The sequence below is a fragment of the Psychromonas saccharinae genome (assembly GCF_051201515.1).
Lineage (GTDB): Bacteria > Pseudomonadota > Gammaproteobacteria > Enterobacterales > Psychromonadaceae > Psychromonas.
The window spans coordinates 1934673-1953762 of sequence record NZ_CP195153.1 but is presented as its reverse complement, the minus strand read 5'-3'; the positions used below and the strand labels follow the sequence as shown (position 1 = coordinate 1953762).

Sequence of the window (19090 nt, the reverse complement as noted above, 5' to 3'; positions counted from 1 at the left end):
CCTTTTTATTTTACCGATAAATTATTTTGTAGCAGCTTGATTTTCTAAATATGCAAAAGCAGTTAACATTGCTTGCTCTTGGAATTGTTTTAATCCAACTTCACGCGCATTAGGTTTAACTTGCGCTCTGGCTAACCCTTCTTTGATATACGCAGCTGAAAGCACATAAACATCGATATCGGCAATAAGTTGAATTGCCCCTTCAAGTTTGAAACTTAATGGGTTACCTGCAAATTTACCTTTTAACGCACGTTGTCTGATAACAATTGTATCAACTTTATAATCTTTCATTAATTGTGAAAAATCAAATTGGAATTTTTTAATTGGATCAGTATTAATTGCATCGGGCAGGATTAATTTAGTCGTCCGCACTTTAGGGACATCATATAATCCATTTTCTAATTGTATAATACTGATAATTGCTTCGTTGCCGACTAATTCTACACCACATGCTCTCATGGAAATCCCCTTAATTTATTTAGGGTGCATTATTATGGAAATAGGCTCATCAGGCAACAGCAAAATTTAAATCCTATATTTAATACAATTGATCTTATTGACCAGCAAATAGCACTAAATACCCCTAAAATAATAGAGAGATAACTTGCTAACAATTTCATTTAACTGTATGTTTTAGTAAAATCTAATTTAGAAAAACACTACTTAGGAAAACCATTATGCAACCACTTCCACATCTTTATAATGTTCAAATTAAGACCACACCAGAAAGTGAAATAAAATTGTCTAGTCAAGGTATACCAGACCTTGTTGCCTCTGCTCCTGCAGAATTTGGTGGCCCAGGCGATCAATGGTCGCCAGAAACACTTTTCATGTCATCTATTGCAAGTTGCTTTGCATTATCTTTTAAAGCAGTCGCTGGCGCATCCAGTTTTACTTGGAAAGGTTTACAATGTGAAGCAATTGGCCAACTAGAAAAAGTAGAGCGGACAATCAAATTTACCCAAATAACCACTAAGGTTAAATTGACGATTGGTAACGATGTCGACAAACAGAAGGCGATTAAACTTATTGAAAAATCAGAATCTATTTGCCTTGTTACCAATTCAGTCTCCGCTAACGTGAAACTTGAATACGATATCGTAATAGAAGAGTAATTGCGGATGATGCCTTAGGTCATCATTTTGAGACTTAAGGCATCTCTATTTAATAGAAACTCAACGTTAAAAAGGAATATTGTAACGTTTCATTTTACGAAATAACGTCGTTTTATGAATACCTAAGGTTTTTGCCGTTGCTATCTTACTTGGATTATTTTTTAGCGCTTCAATAATCACCTGTCTTTCCGCTTCTTTTTTACTATTTCCTAATGTGCTAACCGCTTTTGCTAGATGTGATTCTGTTCCCGTATCATATTGGCTTAGTATCTGCGTAGCAGAACAGTTCTCACCAACAAATGGAAAGCAGCTTAATTGTAAATAATTACTGGGGGATAACACACAGGCACGTTCAATGCTATTTTCGAGTTCACGTATATTGCCTGGCCAGTGATAGGTTTGCAGTTGCTGCAAGGCTTCAGATGAGATGCCCTTTATTGATTTTTTATGCAGGGTATTAAACTGCTCAATAAAATGCTCAACTAAATACGGAATATCTTCACAGCGTTGTGCCAATGTTGGTAAATTTATTTTAATAACGTTCAGACGGTAATAGAGATCTTCCCTAAACGTCCCCTCTTCGACTAGCTTAATCAGATCTTTATTTGTCGCCGTAATAATACGCGCCATGGTTTTCTGCGGTTTTTGGCTGCCAACGGGTTCGAATTCATGCTCCTGCAAAACGCGTAACAAGCGAACTTGCATTGCAGCCGAAATATCACCGATTTCATCTAGAAATAAGGTTCCACTGCCTGCGCGAGAAAAATAACCTTGTTTATTTTCATAGGCTCCCGTAAAGGCTCCTTTAACATGGCCAAATAATGTAGATTCTAATAAATTTTCAGGTAACGCAGCACAGTTAACCCCAATAAATGGTTGTTTATTACGGTCACTAAGTTGATGTAAAGCGTGTGCAGTAACTTCTTTCCCGGTTCCGGTTTGGCCTTCAATCAGTACCGTTGTAGAGGTATCAGCAATGGTTTCAATCATGGCAATAACAGATTTCATGGCGGTACTATTACTGAATAAATGACCTGTTTTAGCCGTTTTAGAGAGTTGATCTTTTAAAGTTTCAATCTCAGAGATATCACGGAATGTTTCTGCACCACCAATTACATTCCCCTGGGCATCTTTTAATACTGCAGTGGATAATGTCACGGGGATCTTATTGCCTTGATTATTGATAAAATAACAACGTTTATCGATAATCGGTTTAGTTGTACGTAATGTTTCGCGTAGTGCACATTGATCGCCACAGAGACTTGAACGAAAAACTTCAGAACAGTACTTTCCTAGCGCATCATTGCGTTTAACCCCGGTAATTTTTTCAGCAGCACGATTAAAAGAACTAATCTTCCAATCGTTATCAACGCTGAATACACCGTCAGAGATACTTTCTAGAATAGTACTTGTATCTAATATTTTTTTATTATTCATTTACTTCACCAACTAAAATAAAACACGACTAAATCGATTTAACCTCAGTGCTGAACATTTAAATCCTTTGCTTATCTCAAGCAGAGATTATTTATGCATTTTTAAATTGATCATTCGAATAGTCGCACCGATACCTGCAATAACCTGATTAGTATTAATACCACGTGTCGTTAAGCGACCTGCGCTATCTTCCCACGTAATTGAACATTCAGTTAATGCGCCAGTTTGACCACCCGGAGGGATGCGAAGTTGGTAATCAATTAATTCAGGAAATACAAATTTCTCTTTTTTCAATATTTTCTTCATTGCCCCAATAAAGGCATCAAATCCACCGTTACCACTTCCACTCGCTTTATATATTTTACTATTAATTCTAACACGCACACTGACCGTTGATTCCAGATCTAATCCCGATGTAATTGAGCAATTTAATAACTCAAGATAGTTATAATCGTTGCGCTCTAATAAATCAGCAATAATAAACGGTAAATCATCTGAACTAATAGCCGCCTTTTGATCGCCAAGGCGCACAATACGTTTGAGTAATTTTTTCTGTTGTTCTTGATCTAAATCGATATCCATTATTTCAAGATTTTTAGCAAGAGATGCCTTACCACTCATTTTACCTAATGCATAACTGCGTGAACGGCCAAATCGTTCAGGCGTCAATGCAGACATATACAAGCCGCCTTTTTTATCACCATCGGCATGAATTCCACTGGTTTGAGTAAAAACATCGGTGCCAACAATAGGGGTATTATCAGCAAGATGTTTACCAGCAAAGCGAGCAACAAGTTGACTTATATTGTGTAATTCATTTTCATCGATATTAACGACTTTACCCAGTTTATCCTGAAGCGCAACGGCAACTTCGGTTAAGGATGCATTCCCTGCTCGTTCACCCAAACAGTTCATTGTACAATGGATCGATGAAACGCCAGCTTTAACAGCAAATAATGCATTCGCCGTTGCCAGTCCATAGTCATTATGTGGATGAAAATCAAAATTTAGGTCTGGGTAACGCGCAACCATATCACTTAAACTATCAAAAACTTCATCGGGAGACATAACCCCCAGAGTGTCTGGTAACATAAAATGGTCGATACCTGAATCAGCCAATTTGGTGACCATTTCATATACATATTCAGGGCTATCTTTGTAACCATTTGACCAATCTTCAAGGTAAATATTAACCTTTAAATCCTGTGCTAATGCGTATTCTAGCGTCCGTTTTACATCAACCAAATGTTCATCTAAGGTTTTACCCAATTGGTCTTTACAATGTTTCAAACTTCCTTTGGTCAATAGATTAAGTACTTTCCCGCCGGTATCTTTAATCCAATTAACACTTAAGGTGTGATCGACAAAACCCAGCACTTCAATTTTATGAATATACCCTTCTTGAGTTGCCCATTGATTTAGCTTTGTAACAGCATCTTTCTCACCTTCAGAAACGCGAGCAGAAGCCACTTCCAAACGATCGATATTGAGTTTTTGCAATAATGCCTTAGCAAGATTAACTTTTTCTGCAGGAGAAAATGAAACAGCCTGTGTTTGCTCACCATCACGTAGCGTGGTATCCATTAACTGTATAGTGGCCTTTTCTTGGGTCATTGATTTACTCCATCTACAAACAAGTATAAAAACATATTGGATTATCTTTTAATGTTTTTATTCGACAATCCAATTGATTTTCCGATAAAAAAGGCGCATTAAATGCGCCTTCTTAACATATAAAGAATTATTGAAACAAACCGTTAGTTATTTCCATAACCAAGGTAAAGTTTGTTTTTGTTTTTCTTCAAAGGCCGCAATTTTATCTTCGTGGGTCAATGTCCAACCGATATCATCTAAACCTTCTAGTAAAGATTGTTTACGGAATGGGTCAACTTCAAAGTTAATAACAATGCCACCAGGCGTTGTTACTTTTTGCTCAGCAAGATCGACAGTGAATTCAACACCTTCATTGCCTGCAATCTCAGCCATCAGTGCAGCAAGTTCTTCTTTGCTTACAACAATTGGTAAAATGCTGTTTTTAAAACAGTTACTAAAGAAAATATCGGCAAAACTGGTTGATATAATCGTATTAAAACCGTAATCAGCAATTGCCCATGGCGCATGCTCACGGGAAGAGCCACAACCAAAGTTTTCACCTGCAACTAAAATTTTAGCGCCTTTAAATGCGGGTTTGTTTAATTCAAACTCAGGATTTGGTGTGATGTTATCAGCAAGGTAACGCCAGTTATGAAATAAATTGATACCAAACCCTGTACGTTCAACTTTTTTCATAAAGTTTTTAGGAATGATTTGGTCCGTATCAACGTTACTGCGATCCATTAATGCCGCAATGCTAGTGTGTTTTGTATAAGCTTCCATTATCTCGCCCCTATTTCCAATCTCGAATATCTACAAAGTGGCCTTCAATTGAAGCTGCCGCTGCCATCGCTGGTGAAACTAGGTGAGTACGTCCACCTTTACCTTGACGACCTTCGAAATTACGGTTTGATGTAGAAGCACTACGTTGACCGTCTTCTAATTCATCGCCGTTCATTGCTAGACACATAGAACAACCTGGATCACGCCATTCCCATCCCGCATCTAAGAAGATTTTATCTAACCCTTCTTTTTCTGCTTGAACTTTAACCGGGAAAGACCCTGGTACTGCAATCGCCTGAACGCCCTCGGCAACTTTTTTACCTTCAAGTAATTTAGCGGCTGCACGGAAATCTTCGATACGACCATTTGTACAAGAACCGATAAATACAATATCAATTTTGATATCTGTCATTTTCTGACCAGCGGTTACATTCATATATTTAAGCGCATTTTCACAAGCTTGTGCTTTAACTGCATTATCAAAATCAGCAGGAGCAGGTACAACACCATCAACGGCTACAACTTGCTCAGGCGATGTTCCCCAAGAAACCTGTGGTGCAATATCTTCAGCTTTAAGTTCAACAACAGCATCAAATTTAGCACCTTCATCGGAAACTTGTGTTTTCCAATATGCGACTGCGTGATTCCAATCATCACCTTTAGGTGCGAATTCACGCCCTTCAAGATAATCAAATGTGGTTTGATCCGGTGCAATTAATCCCGCACGAGCACCCGCTTCAATCGCCATATTACATAATGTCATACGACCTTCCATTGAAAGTTCCGTAATCGCATTACCTGCAAATTCCATAACATAACCAGTACCGCCAGCAGTACCTGTTTTAGCAATAATCGCTAAAGCAATATCTTTTGCTGTTGCGTATTGTGAAAGTTTACCTTCCACTTTAACCAACATCGTTTTTGCTTTTTTCTGTTGTAGCGTCTGAGTTGCCATAATATGTTCAACTTCAGAAGTACCGATACCAAATGCCAATGCACCAAATGCACCGTGAGTTGCTGTATGGCTATCACCACAACAAACAACCATACCTGGATGGATAAAACCATGCTCAGGCACAACAATATGAATAACACCGTTTTGTTTGCTATCCATGCCGTACAAGTTAATTTCATTTTCAGCACAGTTAGCAGTCATTGTTTCAACTTGCTTTTTAGCAATTGGATCCACAATGTTGAAACGATCTTTAGTGGGAACACAGTGATCGATTGTACCGAGAATAGTGTGAACATTACGCACTTTACGGTTTTGTAAACGAAGACCTTCAAAAGCCTGTGGGCTTGTGACTTCGTGCATCAGATGTCTGTCAACAAAAAGTAGTGGAGAGCCCGCTTCTGGTTCATGCACCAAATGCGCATCCCAAATTTTTTCATACATTGTTTTAGTCATTGTTTTCCTTACCACGCTAAATGCTTTGCCATTACAACTACTCATCATTTGATAGACGTATTACGAGAATCTTGTTCAGAGAGAGTCAATTGAGGTTTCAAGGCCAACATCTTAATAGATTGGATACAATCTCACAAGAACAGAGCAAAAAAAGAACGTCTAATTAACGGATAGTTATCAGTTTTGAACAATAATCAGACAATTAAAAACCATGATGATAATCACTCTTATTTACAAGATTTGTTTTATTACCCTAAATAACATTATAGATGGATGATTTTTCATTAATTACGTAAGATAATGCTTTCATTCTACTTTTGGGGTTTATATGCAATTTGCAATATTAACAACACAATCACAATTGCATGATTACATTACAACACTCGACGATAGCCCAATTTCTCTCGATACTGAATTCGTACGCACTCGTACCTATGTGGCTAATCTCGGTTTATTACAAGTTTCACAGAATAACAACATCGTGTTAATTGATCCTATATCAATTGGGGATTTATCTGAATTTTGGTTAGCACTTGATGGTAAAGATTGCATTTTACATGCGAGTAGCGAAGATTTAGAAATAATTCGAGAACACAAAGGCGATTTGAATATCAAATTATTTGATACACAATTGGCCTGTGCATTTTTAAATATGGGCGCTTCTTTAGGTTACGCCAAAATGGTAGAAACGCTCGAAGGCATAGAAGTCGATAAGGGAGAATCTCGTACTGACTGGTGTGCTCGTCCATTATCTGACAAACAAATTAGTTACGCTGCAATTGATGTGCTTTATTTACAGCCTTGTTTAGAAAAACTTCAACAACAACTTGAAGCTAAAAATATGACCGCTATATTTGAACAGGAATGCCAAACCATTCTTGACCAAAAAATGCAAAAACCGGATCCTGAGTTAGCTTATAAATCGTTAAATAATCTATTCAAATTAGACCGTCATGGATTAGCAGTTATTCAAGCCCTCGCAAAATGGCGACTTGAAACAGCGCAACAACGCAATCTTGCGTTAAATTTTGTAGTGAAAGCAGATCATCTTTGGTTGTTAGCACATTATCGTCCGACATCAATTCAAGATCTAAAACGTTTAAATCTTTTACCAAGTGAAATCAGAGTCCACGGACAAACACTACTGAATATTATTGCCAAAATTGATCAACAAGACGAAAATACATATCCACCACTGATCTCGCGTTTAGTTAATTACCCTGGTTATAAAAAAACCTTAAAAGCCATACGCGATAAAATTCAACATTGCGCAGAACAACATGATTTGCCCGTTGAACTCATTGCATCTAAACGCTTTATTAATGAATATCTCAGTTGGTTATGGAAACTAGATGAGAACCAACGACAAACAGCAGAAAAACCGAAGCTATTAACCGGTTGGCGCTTTGATATGATCGGTCATCAATTGCAGCAATAGTCTTATTAATGACAAATCAAATCGGTCATTAATCCAGTTAATCATCATAAACTTGATTAACCTTGTATTTATATCGTGCTAAGGAAAATTAATGAGCTCTACGCTTTCCTGGAAGGAAACCTTCTCTAGTTATTTAGATAAACGCTTACTGTGGGTCTTTATGCTTGCTTGTTCAAGTGGCTTTCCATGGGTATTAATTGGTTCAAACATGTCTGGCTGGTTAAAAGACGCCGGGTTAACCCGTACTGCGATTGGCTACTTCGGTTCAGTATTTACTGTTTATGCCTTTAATTTTTTATGGGCCCCCTTAGTCGATCGTGTCAAACTTCCGATTCTCTATTCGCTAATCGGGCAACGCCGAAGTTGGATTTTCCTTTGCCAAACGTTTATTTTAGTATTTACACTGTTTATCGCTGGGACTAATCCAGCAACCAATATTGCGCTGACTTCTATTTTAGCACTTGGCATTGCCATTTCTTCTGCCACCCAAGATATCGCCATTGATGCATTTCGTATAGATACTTTCCCACGAACCGAAAAAAGTAAATTACCGCAAGCTTCAGCAATGGCTGTTGTTGGTTGGTGGACCGGTTATTCTTTACCCGGTTATGTTGCCTTTATTAATGCAGATAGTATTGGATGGAATGGTGTTTACTATGGCATGGCCATTATCATCGCACTCTTAATGGTATTTACGTTACTGGTTGGTGAACCGTCAACTGAACGTGAGTTCCTGCAACAAAAAGCAGAAGATAAATATAATCAAGTCACCCAATCGCGCATCGCAACATGGATAAGTGTAACGGTTATCGAGCCTTTCTGGGACTTCTTTAAACGCAATGGTGTCAAAGTCGCACTAACTATCTTACTGTTTATTTTCCTATTTAAAATTGGTGAAGCTTTTCTTGGTAGAATGTCTATCGTTTTCTATAAAGAAATTGGATTCAGTAATGAGCAAATCGGTCAATATTCTAAACTAATTGGTTGGGGAGCGACCATTTTCTTCACCTTATTAGGTAGCGTATTTAATGTTAAATTTGGTATTGTACGCGGTTTAATGATTGGCGGCATTGCAATGGCTGGTAGCAATTTGATGTTTGCATGGATAGCTGAAGTCGGTCCGAATGAACACCTATTTCTTGCAACTATTTTAGTGGATAATTTTACCACTGCCTTTTCAACCGTTGCTTTTGTTTCTTTTTTAACATTGTTAACGGGAAGTGCATTTTCAGCAACACAATATGCATTACTCGCCTCCTTAGGTAATCTAGGAAGAACGACATTAGCATCATTTAGTGGCGAATTAGTCGACTTATTAAATGACTGGTCAACCTTCTTTATTATTACCGCATTAATGGTGATACCTAGTTTGATTATGCTTTATTCGCTGCGTCATTTTTTTGATAATGTGTCCGATAAACATCATGCGAATAAAAGAAACAAGCAAAAATAAAAACAAAAAAGGCGCCTAAAACTAGGCGCCTTTTGATATACCCGTTACCAATCAACATTATTTGTAAACTGGCGTATTAACTACCGAACTCTTCCAAACGTTGTTTATTATCTTCGTACTCTTGACGAGCGGCATTAATTTCATCAAGTACATTATCGACATCAGCTAATGCATCACTCTCTTTAAATTTACCCGTTAATACCGATTCTGCAGTTAAACTTCCGGCTTCGTATAACGCCCAAATTTCTTGACCATAACGTGTTTGTTTTAACTGAGGTGCAAATTGCGAATAATAACGGGTCATATTATCGACATCACGTAAAAACATCCGTTTAGCATTATTGTTCGCTGCAGCATCAACAGCTTGAGGAAGGTCAATAATAATCGGTCCCCACTGATCAACTAACACATTAAACTCCGAAAGATCGCCATGAACTATCCCAACGGTTAACATACGAACAACATAGTTCATCACCTCAAGGTAATCATCAACGGCTTGCTCTTCAGACATAGAAACATCGTTAAGGCGCGGCGCGGCAAAACCATCTTCATCGGTAATCAATTCCATCAATAAAACCCCTTCAAAACACCCAAAGGGTTGAGGAACACGCACGCCAGCATCCGCTAGTTTATAAAGTGCATCAACTTCAGCGGTTTGCCAAACACTTTCCTGTTGTTCACGACCAAATTTAGAATTTTTCTCCATTGCTCGAGCGCGACGACCATTACGGACTTTGCGGCCTTCATTATATAAAACGGCTTGTTTGAAACTTCGTTTACTTGCTTCTTTATAAACCTTTGCACAGCGAATTTGATCGCCACATTCAACGACATAAACCGTTGCTTCTTTGCCACTCATTAACTGTCGTAACACATTATCGACGAGTCCATCATCAACTAAGGGTTGTATTCTTTTTGGTGTTTTCATATTCTCTTTTTTATTAGCAATTATTATTGTGCCATTTAAGAAAGCCCCAAACAATGGGGCTTATTGACAATCTCAATATTGAATCTTGTTGGCAACATTGCCATGTAAACTATAAGTTTTTAAGGTGTATTAATCCCAATTTCTTCACTTTCAGTTGCTTTACCTTGTGTAATCATGATTTCAACACGACGATTACGACTGCGTCCAAGCGCAGTTTTATCGTCAGTGACTGGCTTACTATTAGCATAGCCAACTACCACTAATTTTTTCGTTTCAATACCTTTTACCTGCAGCATTTCATGAGCCACTGATACGGCACGTTGCGCAGAAAGATCCCAATTAGAACGATATAACTCAGACTGCACGGGTTCATTATCCGTGTGTCCAGAAATACTAATAACTCCCGGTACATCAACTAAAATTTCAGCCACTTTACGAATAACAGGACGAAAACGTGGTTGTAAAAATGCAGAGCCAGCAGGAAACGATCCTTTTTCTCGTACTCGAATGATTAACTGTTGTCCCAACGCTTCTACTTCAATGGAACCATCTTCAATTTCATCTTGTAATTCTTTAGCAATCTTTTTAGCTAAACCATGCTGAGCTGACACACCGGGTGTCGGTGTAAAGTCTTCAGATTGCGTTTCTTCTGATTCACTAACGCTATCCTGTTGTGGCGCCTCTTCTTGTTGTCCCTCTGCATCGGTTTCAGATTGAGACTCACTAACGGCTTCTTCTTCAACTTCCTGTGGCGTCATCACCTTACGGGTTGTTATATTTTCTTGCCCGCCCGCTCTACTCGAATCGCCATCCTGAAAATCAAGTTTAGCACGCGTAATATCCACCGTTTGTTGCATGATCACTTCTATCGGGCTAGGTTGCGGTTTACCAGGGCGAAATTCTTGTGCAATAACAGAGGTTCCCTTTGGAATATCTTTAACTTCAAGTAGAGATTGCACACCAAAAGCATGTTTCATTGACCCTGCTATTTGCTTATATTTAAGCACATCCATTTCTGAAAAGGACAATAACAAAACAAAGAAACACATTAATAAAGACATTAAGTCCGCAAAGGTCCCCATCCAAGCAGGTAATCCTTCAGGGGGGCATTTAGGACAATCGTCAGCCATCGTTACTCACCATCATCCGTGGTTGAAACACGTTTGGATTCGGGGACGTAATTTCGTAGGATACCTTCAATAACACGTGGATTTTGGCCGTCTTGAATACCGAGGATAGCATCTAGAATCAGTTGTCTGTTTAATCGCTCTTCCATGGCGCGCAGTTTTAATTTACCACAAATAGGTAACGCGAACATATTTGCTAACATAGCCCCATACAGTGTTGTTAACAAAGCAACAGCCATTGCAGGACCAATCGATTTAGGATCATCCATATTTGAAAGCATGGCAACTAAGCCAACTAGCGTACCAATCATCCCCATTGCAGGACCAACATCACCGATTTGTTTAAAAATTTCAGCACCAGAATCATGGCGTTCAGCGGTCAATCTGATATCGTTTTCCATGGTAGCACGCACCACATCGGCATCGTGCCCATCAACTAACATATCGACACCTTTTTGCATAAAAGGGTTACTAATTTCAGCTTCTTCAAGGGCAAGAAATCCGCCTTTGCGTGCTGCATCTGCCATTTCGACTGATTTACCAATTAGATCTTCAACAGTATCAATTTTAAACATAAACGCTTTAATGGCGATTTTAATTGCCCCTAAAAACTGTCCCAAATTGTAATTCATCATAACTACGAAAAAAGTACCACCAAATACAATTAATATTGACGTTACATCAATAAACATGTCCATGGTACCGCCCATTAACATCGCCATCACAACGAAGGCGAAGGCACCTAGGAGCCCGATCAGTGTTGCTAAATCCACAAATACTTCCTTAAAACTGATGATTTAAATCTAATAATATAGCCTTTATTATAACTTTTTCTCTCTGTTTTGCAGTTAAACATTTATAATGTTTGAAAAAATTATACATTCACCCCGTAATAGATCACAACTTAACCGTTCAAATATTATTTATGATAATCATAATTGACTTATGGTCTGGTCACGGTAACCTACAAAAAACGATTACAGCGAGAAGCGAATGGCATTAAAAAAACCTGAAAATATGCTTTATGAAGAAGCAATTCATGAATTAGAAAATATTGTGAGTCATCTTGAAGAAGGCGATTTACCCCTAGAGGATGCGCTGAAACAATTTGAACGTGGTATTTCGTTGGCACGCAGCAATAATCAAAAGCTCAATAACGCTCAGCAACAGGTTAAAATTCTGATGCAACAGGATGCAAACGCACTTCTACAAGACTTTGACGAACAATAAATCTAATGACTCTACTTGCACAAAAACTCGAACAATATCAAGCTCGTGTCAATTCAGAATTAGCACGTCATATTAATGAAACGGCACCAATTTCAACAACACTTAATGATGCAATGGCCTACGGTGCATTATTGGGCGGCAAACGGATCCGTCCATTTTTAGTGTATGCAGTGGGCGAAATGCTTGGCTCACCACTCGACAAACTTGATCCTCTCGCCTGTGCGATTGAATGTGTGCACGCATACTCATTAATTCACGACGATTTACCAGCAATGGACGATGATGATTTACGTCGCGGACATGCCACTTGCCACAAACAATTTGATGAGGCAACCGCTATCTTGGCGGGCGATGCATTACAAACCTTAGCTTTTGATATTATCTCGCAACCCAACCCCGAACTAGAGATGCCAAACCAGTTAAAAATGATCAATAAATTGGCAAAAGCATCGGGTAATCATGGTATGTGTGCGGGCCAAGCATTGGATTTAGCGTCCGAAAATAAACAGATCGACCTATCGACATTGCAAACGATACATAATTCAAAAACGGGGGCTTTAATTCAAGCCGCAGTAGAATTAGGTGCACTAAGTAAAAAAGAGTTACCTGAATCACATCTGCAATCATTAATCACCTTTGCGCAATCAATTGGTCTAGCATTTCAAGTACAGGATGATATTTTAGATGTCATTGGTGATACAAAAACACTCGGAAAACCACAGGGTTCTGACGTCGCATTGCATAAATCCACCTATCCGGCATTGCTCGGACTTGAACAAGCAAAACTAAAGGCCGACCACCTTTATCAAGAAGCACTTCATGCTTTGTCACAATTACCTTATAATACGCAACATCTTGAACTGTTTGCTGAATATATTATCAAGCGAAACAGTTAACGTAAGCGTTAGTTTTTAACTTTGCTTTCTACTCACTTAATAAACGCGACGACTAAATATGCCTTTGGATTTAAAAAATTACCCTTTGCTAGCAAAAATTAATTACCCGGAAGATCTGCGTTTATTAAAAAAACATCAGTTACCTGCGCTGTGCGATGAATTACGTTTATTTTTACTTAACAGTGTAAGCCAAACAAGTGGTCATTTAGCATCGGGTTTAGGCGTAGTAGAATTAACCGTTGCACTACATTATGTTTATAACACCCCTTTTGATCACCTTATCTTTGACGTTGGGCATCAAGCTTATCCGCATAAAATCTTAACTGGTCGTCGCGATCAAATGGATAGTATTCGCCAATATAAAGGCTTACACCCATTCCCATGGCGAGAAGAGAGTGAATACGACGTATTAAGTGTGGGTCATTCTTCAACATCAATAGGTGCAGCATTAGGCATGTCTATTGCTGCAGAAAAAGAGAAAAAAGATCGTAAAGTCGTTGCCGTTATTGGCGATGGTGCTATTACTGCGGGTATGGCTTTCGAAGCAATGAATCATGCCGGCGCACTCAATAATGATATGTTAGTTATTCTAAATGATAATGAAATGTCTATTTCTGAAAATGTTGGCGCATTAAACAACCACCTTGCGAAAATATTGTCCGGTGATATTTACACCCAATTGCGCGAAGGGGGTAAAAAAGTACTTTCTAACATTCCTCCGATTAAAGAGTTTGCTAAACGAACCGAAGAACATCTAAAAGGCATGGTCTCGCCTGCTTCAATTTTTGAAGAATTTGGGTTTAATTATATTGGCCCAATGGATGGCCATAATGTACTCGACTTGGTTGATACATTAAAAAATATGCGCAGCCACGGCGGCCCTCAATTTCTTCATGTTATGACGAAAAAAGGAAAAGGTTATAAACAAGCGGAGCTTGATCCGATTCGTTATCATGCCGTACCTAAATTTAATCCTGAACAAGCATTACCCAAAACCGTCTCGACGTCGCCTACTTTCTCACAAATATTTGGTGATTGGCTTAATGATATGGCAGACCAAGACGAAAAACTCGCGGCAATCACCCCTGCCATGCGTGAAGGTTCTGGTATGGTTGAGTTTTCAAAACGCCACCCCGATAAATATTACGATGTTGCCATTGCCGAACAACATGCAGTAACGCTAGCGGCCGGCATGGCAATTGCCGAATTAAATCCCGTCGTTGCAATCTATTCAACTTTTTTACAACGTGCCTACGACCAACTTATTCATGATGTAGCGATTCAAAATTTAGGTGTCTTATTTGCCATTGATCGCGCCGGTATTGTCGGGGCAGATGGTCCGACACATCAAGGAGCATTCGATTTAAGTTTCTTACGCTGTGTGCCCAATATGGTCGTCATGACACCTTCCGATGAACAGGAATGTCGAGATATGTTGTATACCGGTCATTTACTAAAATGCCCTGCTGCAGTTCGCTACCCTCGCGGTGTCGGCTCAGGTAAAATAATTGAATCAAAAACAATGAGTCAGCTTCCACTCGGTAAAGCAAAGATGGTCTCTGAAGGTAAAGATATAGCGATTCTTTGTTTTGGAACGTTACTGCAACAGGCAATACCCGTTGCACAAAAACTAGGTGCAACACTGGTTGATATGCGCTTTGTAAAACCATTAGACACGGAACTGATTAAATCGCTAAGCAATAGCCATCAAAAATTTGTAACCATTGAAGAAAACAGCATTGCCGGCGGAGCAGGTTCCAGTATCAATGAATATCTCCAAGCTGAACGTATCAATCGTCCTGTTTTAAATATCGGATTGCCCGATAAATTTATTGAACAAGGATCACAACAGGAAATTTACCATATGCTAAAGCTTGATAGTGAAGGTATTGAACAACAAATAAATCAGTATTATCAATAGCGTCTAATACAGCGTGGGGAAATCACTCCTCACGTTGATCAACAATTTATCCATTTATTTTCGACTAAACTTGCCATATAACTTACTGTGTATTTTCTTTTATAACTTCAGATATAACTGCCCATAGTTAACCTCATTTAATACCAACTATAGCCCCTACTCACATTTTTTATCATTAATGCCTCGGACAACAAGAAAGCGCTTCCTTTGGTTATTTATTCAGGCTAGGATTATTTTTAATATGATCGGTTAAAAAAATAATAATGAGAATATTCCATGAAAAAAATACTCACAATTAGTTTAGCTCTATTCACAACCGCTTGCTCTAACTCACATAATTTGATGTTTGACTATGGTTCAGAGACCAGCAAGGAAGTACAAAAAGTAGAACCCAATGTCGGTTATAATACATTAGCAGAAGCCGTTCCTAAATATAACAGACTGAATCAATTAGATTTCCAACCCATTACAAAGCCTGGCGACTATGAATTTGTGATAACAGAGAATAGCCCAAGCTTTAAATTCAGTACGGGAAAATCCTTTATAAAAGGTATTGCGCTACCTGATAGCAAAGAGAAAATACAAATATCAATTTCATCTGCAATTCTAAATAGTGGATTTTTACCAACGATTTTACTACTCGATGCACAATACAATCCATTACATGTTTATGGCCAAGAAACCATTAACTATAACCAAGGTTCACTATTACATATTGACCGTTTTTTTGGTGAAATAGAAATTCCGGCCACCAAAGATGAACAAGTACAAGCCAAATACCTCATCATTTTAACCACCGATAAAGCAATGCAAAGTGAAACAATTATTCCCGATGCAGATTCAGCTGCCATTGATTTAGGACGTGCTGAAGCCGTTTACCAAGCCTATACCAATGCACCTCGTCCTCATACTGCAACGGGTGTCGTAAAAATCAATTTCAATTATAATAAATCCGCAGATGCAATGCTCAATAAACAAATGGTGATTGAAGATAATAAAAATGTTATCAATCAACAAACAGCTCAAACATTAATTGATGAAAAACAAGTAATCATCACCAAGGACACAATACAACCTGAAACAGAAGCTATGTTTATCCAACTCATTGATAAAGCAGTAAAAGAAGGTGATATCATAAAGGCACAACGATTTGTAGATGAGGCAAAATTAGCGGGGTCAACCAAAGCAGAAGAAGCTTTTAAAAGTGCAGTGGCGACATATCAACCATAATATCTCTGTCTAATAATATTCTTTAAACTAAAATATATGAATAGTCGTTATTTTTAAGGACTATTCATAACAATATCAAATTATTTAACCACTCGCCCTTTACGATATTGGCTGGGGGAACACCCGAAATATTTTTTAAATCGATGAGTAAAATTATAAGGATCTCGGTACCCAAGTCGCAGCGCTATCATCGCAATACTCCACTCTTGATATTGTAATAAATCCGTTGCCTTCTCCATTCTTAATTGAATTAATTTAGCTCTTGGTGACATACCATATAACTTTTTCGTAATACGATTTAATTGTTCCTCACTAATATAACAACGAGACGCCATATGCTTAACCGTCCATGATAAATGCAACTGACTCTCGACTTCATTAAATAAAGTATGAACGCGTGAAACAGAGCGTATTGGACGTGACTCGACCCCAGTTAATAATAAATTTAACTCACTCACTAGCAGTTGACGAAACCCTCCCCGACCACCAATTTCACAGTGTATCAGGTTCAACAATGACCAAAGTTGTTCACCTTGATGATAAGGAATAATCGTTTGCCCTAGTGAAGAAAATTGATTCCATTTAGCTGTGTCTTCGGGCAATAACCAAATCATCTTCCAAAAATTATCAACGGGATTTATTTCAAATCGAAAGGGAATATGAGCAGGTAAAATCATTAATGTGTAAGGTTCAATTAACTCAACACGATCTGACGTGGTTAACATTCCGCTACCCTCGAGGGTGAAGATAAGAGAATGTACCGCAATGCCTTCTCGCTCCACGTAATAGCCATCCACTAATTCAGCCATACCGGCCATAAATATTTCTTCAAAGCATAATTCAGGAATATCGGAATTGGTTAAAAAGCGTTCTTTGCACCGTTCAGACAAGTAAACACTTTCTTGCCACGTTGATTTTGGCTTTAATTCATCAATGACAGATTTGCACAGGTTTTCTCTATTTTCACACATGTTTTAATTTGTTCCTTTCACTTATAGTCTGTCTATTCAAGCAGGAAATAGATGATAATGAAAAACTACAGTAATTCTAACCACAAAGCGAATACAGATGGCTTGTTATCTAAAATGATGGCCTTAGGTTTTCCCGTTGCAATTCAAAGCGCACTGGTTGCTATTTTATCTTTAGCAGATGTATTAATGGTCAGTGACTTTGGTCAAGCAGCAACGGCATCAGTGGGAATCGCATCAAAATGGCATTTTATTGCAACTATGATCATCGGAGGTATGGCATCGGCAAATGGTATTTTAATTGCACAATACTGGGGAAAAAACGATCAACGTTCAGCTAAAACAATTAGTCTATTAGCATTAAAGAATGGTATTAAAATATTATTGCCAGTGACGATTTTAATTACCGTATTCTCAGGTACTTTAATGCAACTACAAACCAACGATATCCAGGTTATTGAATTGGGCTCAACATACCTTATATATAGTTTTCCAGTTTTATTACTCACTCACTTTGTCATGGTTTACGAATCTGTTTTACGTTCATCGGGAGACACATTTACCCCTCTAATTTTTGGCACTGTCACTATTTTTATCAATATAGGATTAAACTACCTATTAATTAAAGGTGGGATCGGTATCCCCGCAATGGGTGTTGCAGGTGCAGCGTTAGCAACAACACTTTCACGTTTATTGCAGGTTATCGCAATGAGCCTGTATTTGTATTCCCGGAAACATTGGTTATTTTTTGCTGAGACCTTAGCGCAATCCGACAAACTCTGGCAGTCCTATAAAAAGATTGCGATTCCATCAACATTAAGTGCACTGACATGGGCAGCGGGCGTGCTAGCTTACCAAATGATTTTTGGCCATTTAGGCACCACTGAGCTCGCTGTATACAGTATGATAGGCCCCTTTGAATCGCTTTGTTATTCTATTTTCTTCGGTATATCCGTGTCTTGTTCGGTCTTACTGGGGCAATCCCTTGGCCGGGATCAATTTTCCGATGCACGAACCATCTCGAAATTTTTTATAAAAATAGTCTTAATCCTAGGCATAGTAACAGGAATTATATTGATATTAACCAAACCAATAGTCCTTTCATGGTTAAATCTTGATAGTCCAATCCTCTCCCACTTAGCATCACCAGCTCTAACCATTTTAAGCGCTTCAATCTGGTTACGTATGCTGAATACCGTTATCATTAATGGGATTTTACGCGCAGGCGGTGATAATCACTTTTGCTTAAGAATGGACTTTATTAGCTCATGGTTAGTTGGCGTGCCACTGACCGCCTATGCTGCATTCGTGTTACATTGGGAATTTCATTATGTTTATATGATGATGTTAACAGAATCACTAATAAAGCTTCTTTTGTGTTCTCATCGCTACCTAAAACAACATTGGATAAAGAACTTAACACTTTCAACTATATAGGCACTTGAAACCAAAATTTAAACTCTGAACTAGCGAAAAAGTGCTTGTTCAGATAATAAAAAAGCCACCTTCGAGGATAATTCCCCTGTTATTTACTTCACCAATATAAATTACTTATACCCGTTA

The 19090-nt window shown here is 38.3% G+C and carries 17 protein-coding genes; 8 read left to right on the top strand and 9 right to left on the bottom strand.

The window, feature by feature from the left end; all coding sequences use genetic code 11:
- Positions 1-21: 21 nt before the first annotated feature.
- The gene (locus ACR30L_RS08620; RefSeq protein ID WP_435237608.1) at positions 22-459 is read right to left on the bottom strand and encodes a DUF3010 family protein; all 438 of its coding nucleotides are present in this window, start codon (positions 457-459) and stop codon (positions 22-24) included.
- A 218-nt stretch (positions 460-677) separates the two neighbouring features.
- Here ACR30L_RS08620 and ACR30L_RS08615 point away from each other — a divergent pair, with 218 nt between their 5' ends.
- Positions 678-1115 (top strand): OsmC family protein, encoded by a 438-nt coding sequence (locus tag ACR30L_RS08615; RefSeq protein ID WP_435237607.1) that lies wholly within the window; start codon positions 678-680, stop codon positions 1113-1115.
- A 66-nt stretch (positions 1116-1181) separates the two neighbouring features.
- Here ACR30L_RS08615 and ACR30L_RS08610 read toward each other — a convergent pair whose 3' ends face one another.
- The 4 genes from ACR30L_RS08610 to leuC all read right to left on the bottom strand — a co-directional run bounded on the left by ACR30L_RS08610 (position 1182) and on the right by leuC (position 6336).
- Positions 1182-2552 (bottom strand): sigma-54 interaction domain-containing protein, encoded by a 1371-nt coding sequence (locus ACR30L_RS08610; RefSeq protein ID WP_435237606.1) that lies wholly within the window; start codon positions 2550-2552, stop codon positions 1182-1184.
- Between the two features lie 87 nt (positions 2553-2639).
- Positions 2640-4166 carry an alpha-isopropylmalate synthase regulatory domain-containing protein gene (locus ACR30L_RS08605; protein ID WP_435237605.1) on the bottom strand — a complete coding sequence of 509 codons (1527 nt, stop codon included), beginning with the start codon at positions 4164-4166 and terminating at the stop codon, positions 2640-2642.
- A gap of 147 nt (positions 4167-4313) precedes the next feature.
- Entirely contained in the window at positions 4314-4928 is a 615-nt protein-coding gene (gene leuD / locus ACR30L_RS08600; RefSeq protein ID WP_435237604.1) for a 3-isopropylmalate dehydratase small subunit, read from the bottom strand.
- 10 nt (positions 4929-4938) lie between these two features.
- Complete coding sequence (gene leuC, locus ACR30L_RS08595) at positions 4939-6336, bottom strand: 3-isopropylmalate dehydratase large subunit (RefSeq protein ID WP_435237603.1); 1398 nt, start codon at positions 6334-6336, stop codon at positions 4939-4941.
- A 328-nt stretch (positions 6337-6664) separates the two neighbouring features.
- Between leuC and rnd the strand changes: the two genes are divergently transcribed.
- Positions 6665-7774: a ribonuclease D gene (gene rnd, locus ACR30L_RS08590; protein ID WP_435237602.1), complete on the top strand. Its 1110-nt coding sequence runs from the start codon at positions 6665-6667 to the stop codon at positions 7772-7774.
- A 91-nt stretch (positions 7775-7865) separates the two neighbouring features.
- Positions 7866-9227, top strand: a complete 1362-nt coding sequence (locus ACR30L_RS08585; protein WP_435237601.1) for an AmpG family muropeptide MFS transporter — start codon at positions 7866-7868, stop codon at positions 9225-9227.
- A 76-nt stretch (positions 9228-9303) separates the two neighbouring features.
- On the opposite strand, the gene ACR30L_RS08580 is transcribed toward ACR30L_RS08585, so the two are convergent.
- The 3 genes from ACR30L_RS08580 to pomA all read right to left on the bottom strand — a co-directional run bounded on the left by ACR30L_RS08580 (position 9304) and on the right by pomA (position 12055).
- Complete coding sequence (locus ACR30L_RS08580; protein ID WP_435237600.1) at positions 9304-10155, bottom strand: PA4780 family RIO1-like protein kinase; 852 nt, start codon at positions 10153-10155, stop codon at positions 9304-9306.
- 119 nt (positions 10156-10274) lie between these two features.
- A complete protein-coding gene (locus ACR30L_RS08575) occupies positions 10275-11285 on the bottom strand; it encodes a flagellar motor protein MotB (RefSeq protein ID WP_435237599.1) in 1011 nt (336 codons plus the stop codon).
- A gap of 2 nt (positions 11286-11287) precedes the next feature.
- Positions 11288-12055: a flagellar motor protein PomA gene (gene pomA, locus ACR30L_RS08570; protein WP_435237598.1), complete on the bottom strand. Its 768-nt coding sequence runs from the start codon at positions 12053-12055 to the stop codon at positions 11288-11290.
- 220 nt (positions 12056-12275) lie between these two features.
- Between pomA and xseB the strand changes: the two genes are divergently transcribed.
- From xseB to ACR30L_RS08550, 4 genes are all read left to right on the top strand, one after another.
- Entirely contained in the window at positions 12276-12512 is a 237-nt protein-coding gene (gene xseB, locus ACR30L_RS08565) for an exodeoxyribonuclease VII small subunit (protein WP_435237597.1), read from the top strand.
- Between the two features lie 5 nt (positions 12513-12517).
- Positions 12518-13408: a (2E,6E)-farnesyl diphosphate synthase gene (gene ispA, locus ACR30L_RS08560; RefSeq protein WP_435237596.1), complete on the top strand. Its 891-nt coding sequence runs from the start codon at positions 12518-12520 to the stop codon at positions 13406-13408.
- Positions 13409-13466: 58 nt separating this feature from the next.
- Positions 13467-15329, top strand: coding sequence for a 1-deoxy-D-xylulose-5-phosphate synthase (gene dxs, locus ACR30L_RS08555; protein WP_435237595.1), 1863 nt, complete (start codon positions 13467-13469; stop codon positions 15327-15329).
- A gap of 276 nt (positions 15330-15605) precedes the next feature.
- Positions 15606-16559, top strand: a complete 954-nt coding sequence (locus ACR30L_RS08550) for a MalM family protein (RefSeq protein ID WP_435237594.1) — start codon at positions 15606-15608, stop codon at positions 16557-16559.
- An 80-nt stretch (positions 16560-16639) separates the two neighbouring features.
- Here the strand turns inward: ACR30L_RS08550 and ACR30L_RS08545 are convergent, their stop codons facing one another.
- The gene (locus ACR30L_RS08545) at positions 16640-17530 is read right to left on the bottom strand and encodes a helix-turn-helix transcriptional regulator (protein ID WP_435237593.1); all 891 of its coding nucleotides are present in this window, start codon (positions 17528-17530) and stop codon (positions 16640-16642) included.
- Positions 17531-17587: 57 nt separating this feature from the next.
- Here ACR30L_RS08545 and ACR30L_RS08540 point away from each other — a divergent pair, with 57 nt between their 5' ends.
- Positions 17588-18964 (top strand): MATE family efflux transporter, encoded by a 1377-nt coding sequence (locus ACR30L_RS08540; RefSeq protein WP_435237592.1) that lies wholly within the window; start codon positions 17588-17590, stop codon positions 18962-18964.
- The last annotated feature ends 126 nt before the right edge of the window (positions 18965-19090 follow it).

Coding starts and splice junctions, on each gene's coding strand:
- ACR30L_RS08620 (WP_435237608.1), bottom strand. CDS start 459: ATGAGAGCATGTGGTGTAGAATTAGTCGGCAACGAAGCAATTATCAGT.
- ACR30L_RS08615 (WP_435237607.1), top strand. CDS start 678: ATGCAACCACTTCCACATCTTTATAATGTTCAAATTAAGACCACACCA.
- ACR30L_RS08610 (WP_435237606.1), bottom strand. CDS start 2,552: ATGAATAATAAAAAAATATTAGATACAAGTACTATTCTAGAAAGTATC.
- ACR30L_RS08605 (WP_435237605.1), bottom strand. CDS start 4,166: ATGACCCAAGAAAAGGCCACTATACAGTTAATGGATACCACGCTACGT.
- leuD (WP_435237604.1), bottom strand. CDS start 4,928: ATGGAAGCTTATACAAAACACACTAGCATTGCGGCATTAATGGATCGC.
- leuC (WP_435237603.1), bottom strand. CDS start 6,336: ATGACTAAAACAATGTATGAAAAAATTTGGGATGCGCATTTGGTGCAT.
- rnd (WP_435237602.1), top strand. CDS start 6,665: ATGCAATTTGCAATATTAACAACACAATCACAATTGCATGATTACATT.
- ACR30L_RS08585 (WP_435237601.1), top strand. CDS start 7,866: ATGAGCTCTACGCTTTCCTGGAAGGAAACCTTCTCTAGTTATTTAGAT.
- ACR30L_RS08580 (WP_435237600.1), bottom strand. CDS start 10,155: ATGAAAACACCAAAAAGAATACAACCCTTAGTTGATGATGGACTCGTC.
- ACR30L_RS08575 (WP_435237599.1), bottom strand. CDS start 11,285: ATGGCTGACGATTGTCCTAAATGCCCCCCTGAAGGATTACCTGCTTGG.
- xseB (WP_435237597.1), top strand. CDS start 12,276: ATGGCATTAAAAAAACCTGAAAATATGCTTTATGAAGAAGCAATTCAT.
- ispA (WP_435237596.1), top strand. CDS start 12,518: ATGACTCTACTTGCACAAAAACTCGAACAATATCAAGCTCGTGTCAAT.
- dxs (WP_435237595.1), top strand. CDS start 13,467: ATGCCTTTGGATTTAAAAAATTACCCTTTGCTAGCAAAAATTAATTAC.
- ACR30L_RS08550 (WP_435237594.1), top strand. CDS start 15,606: ATGAAAAAAATACTCACAATTAGTTTAGCTCTATTCACAACCGCTTGC.
- ACR30L_RS08545 (WP_435237593.1), bottom strand. CDS start 17,530: ATGTGTGAAAATAGAGAAAACCTGTGCAAATCTGTCATTGATGAATTA.
- ACR30L_RS08540 (WP_435237592.1), top strand. CDS start 17,588: ATGAAAAACTACAGTAATTCTAACCACAAAGCGAATACAGATGGCTTG.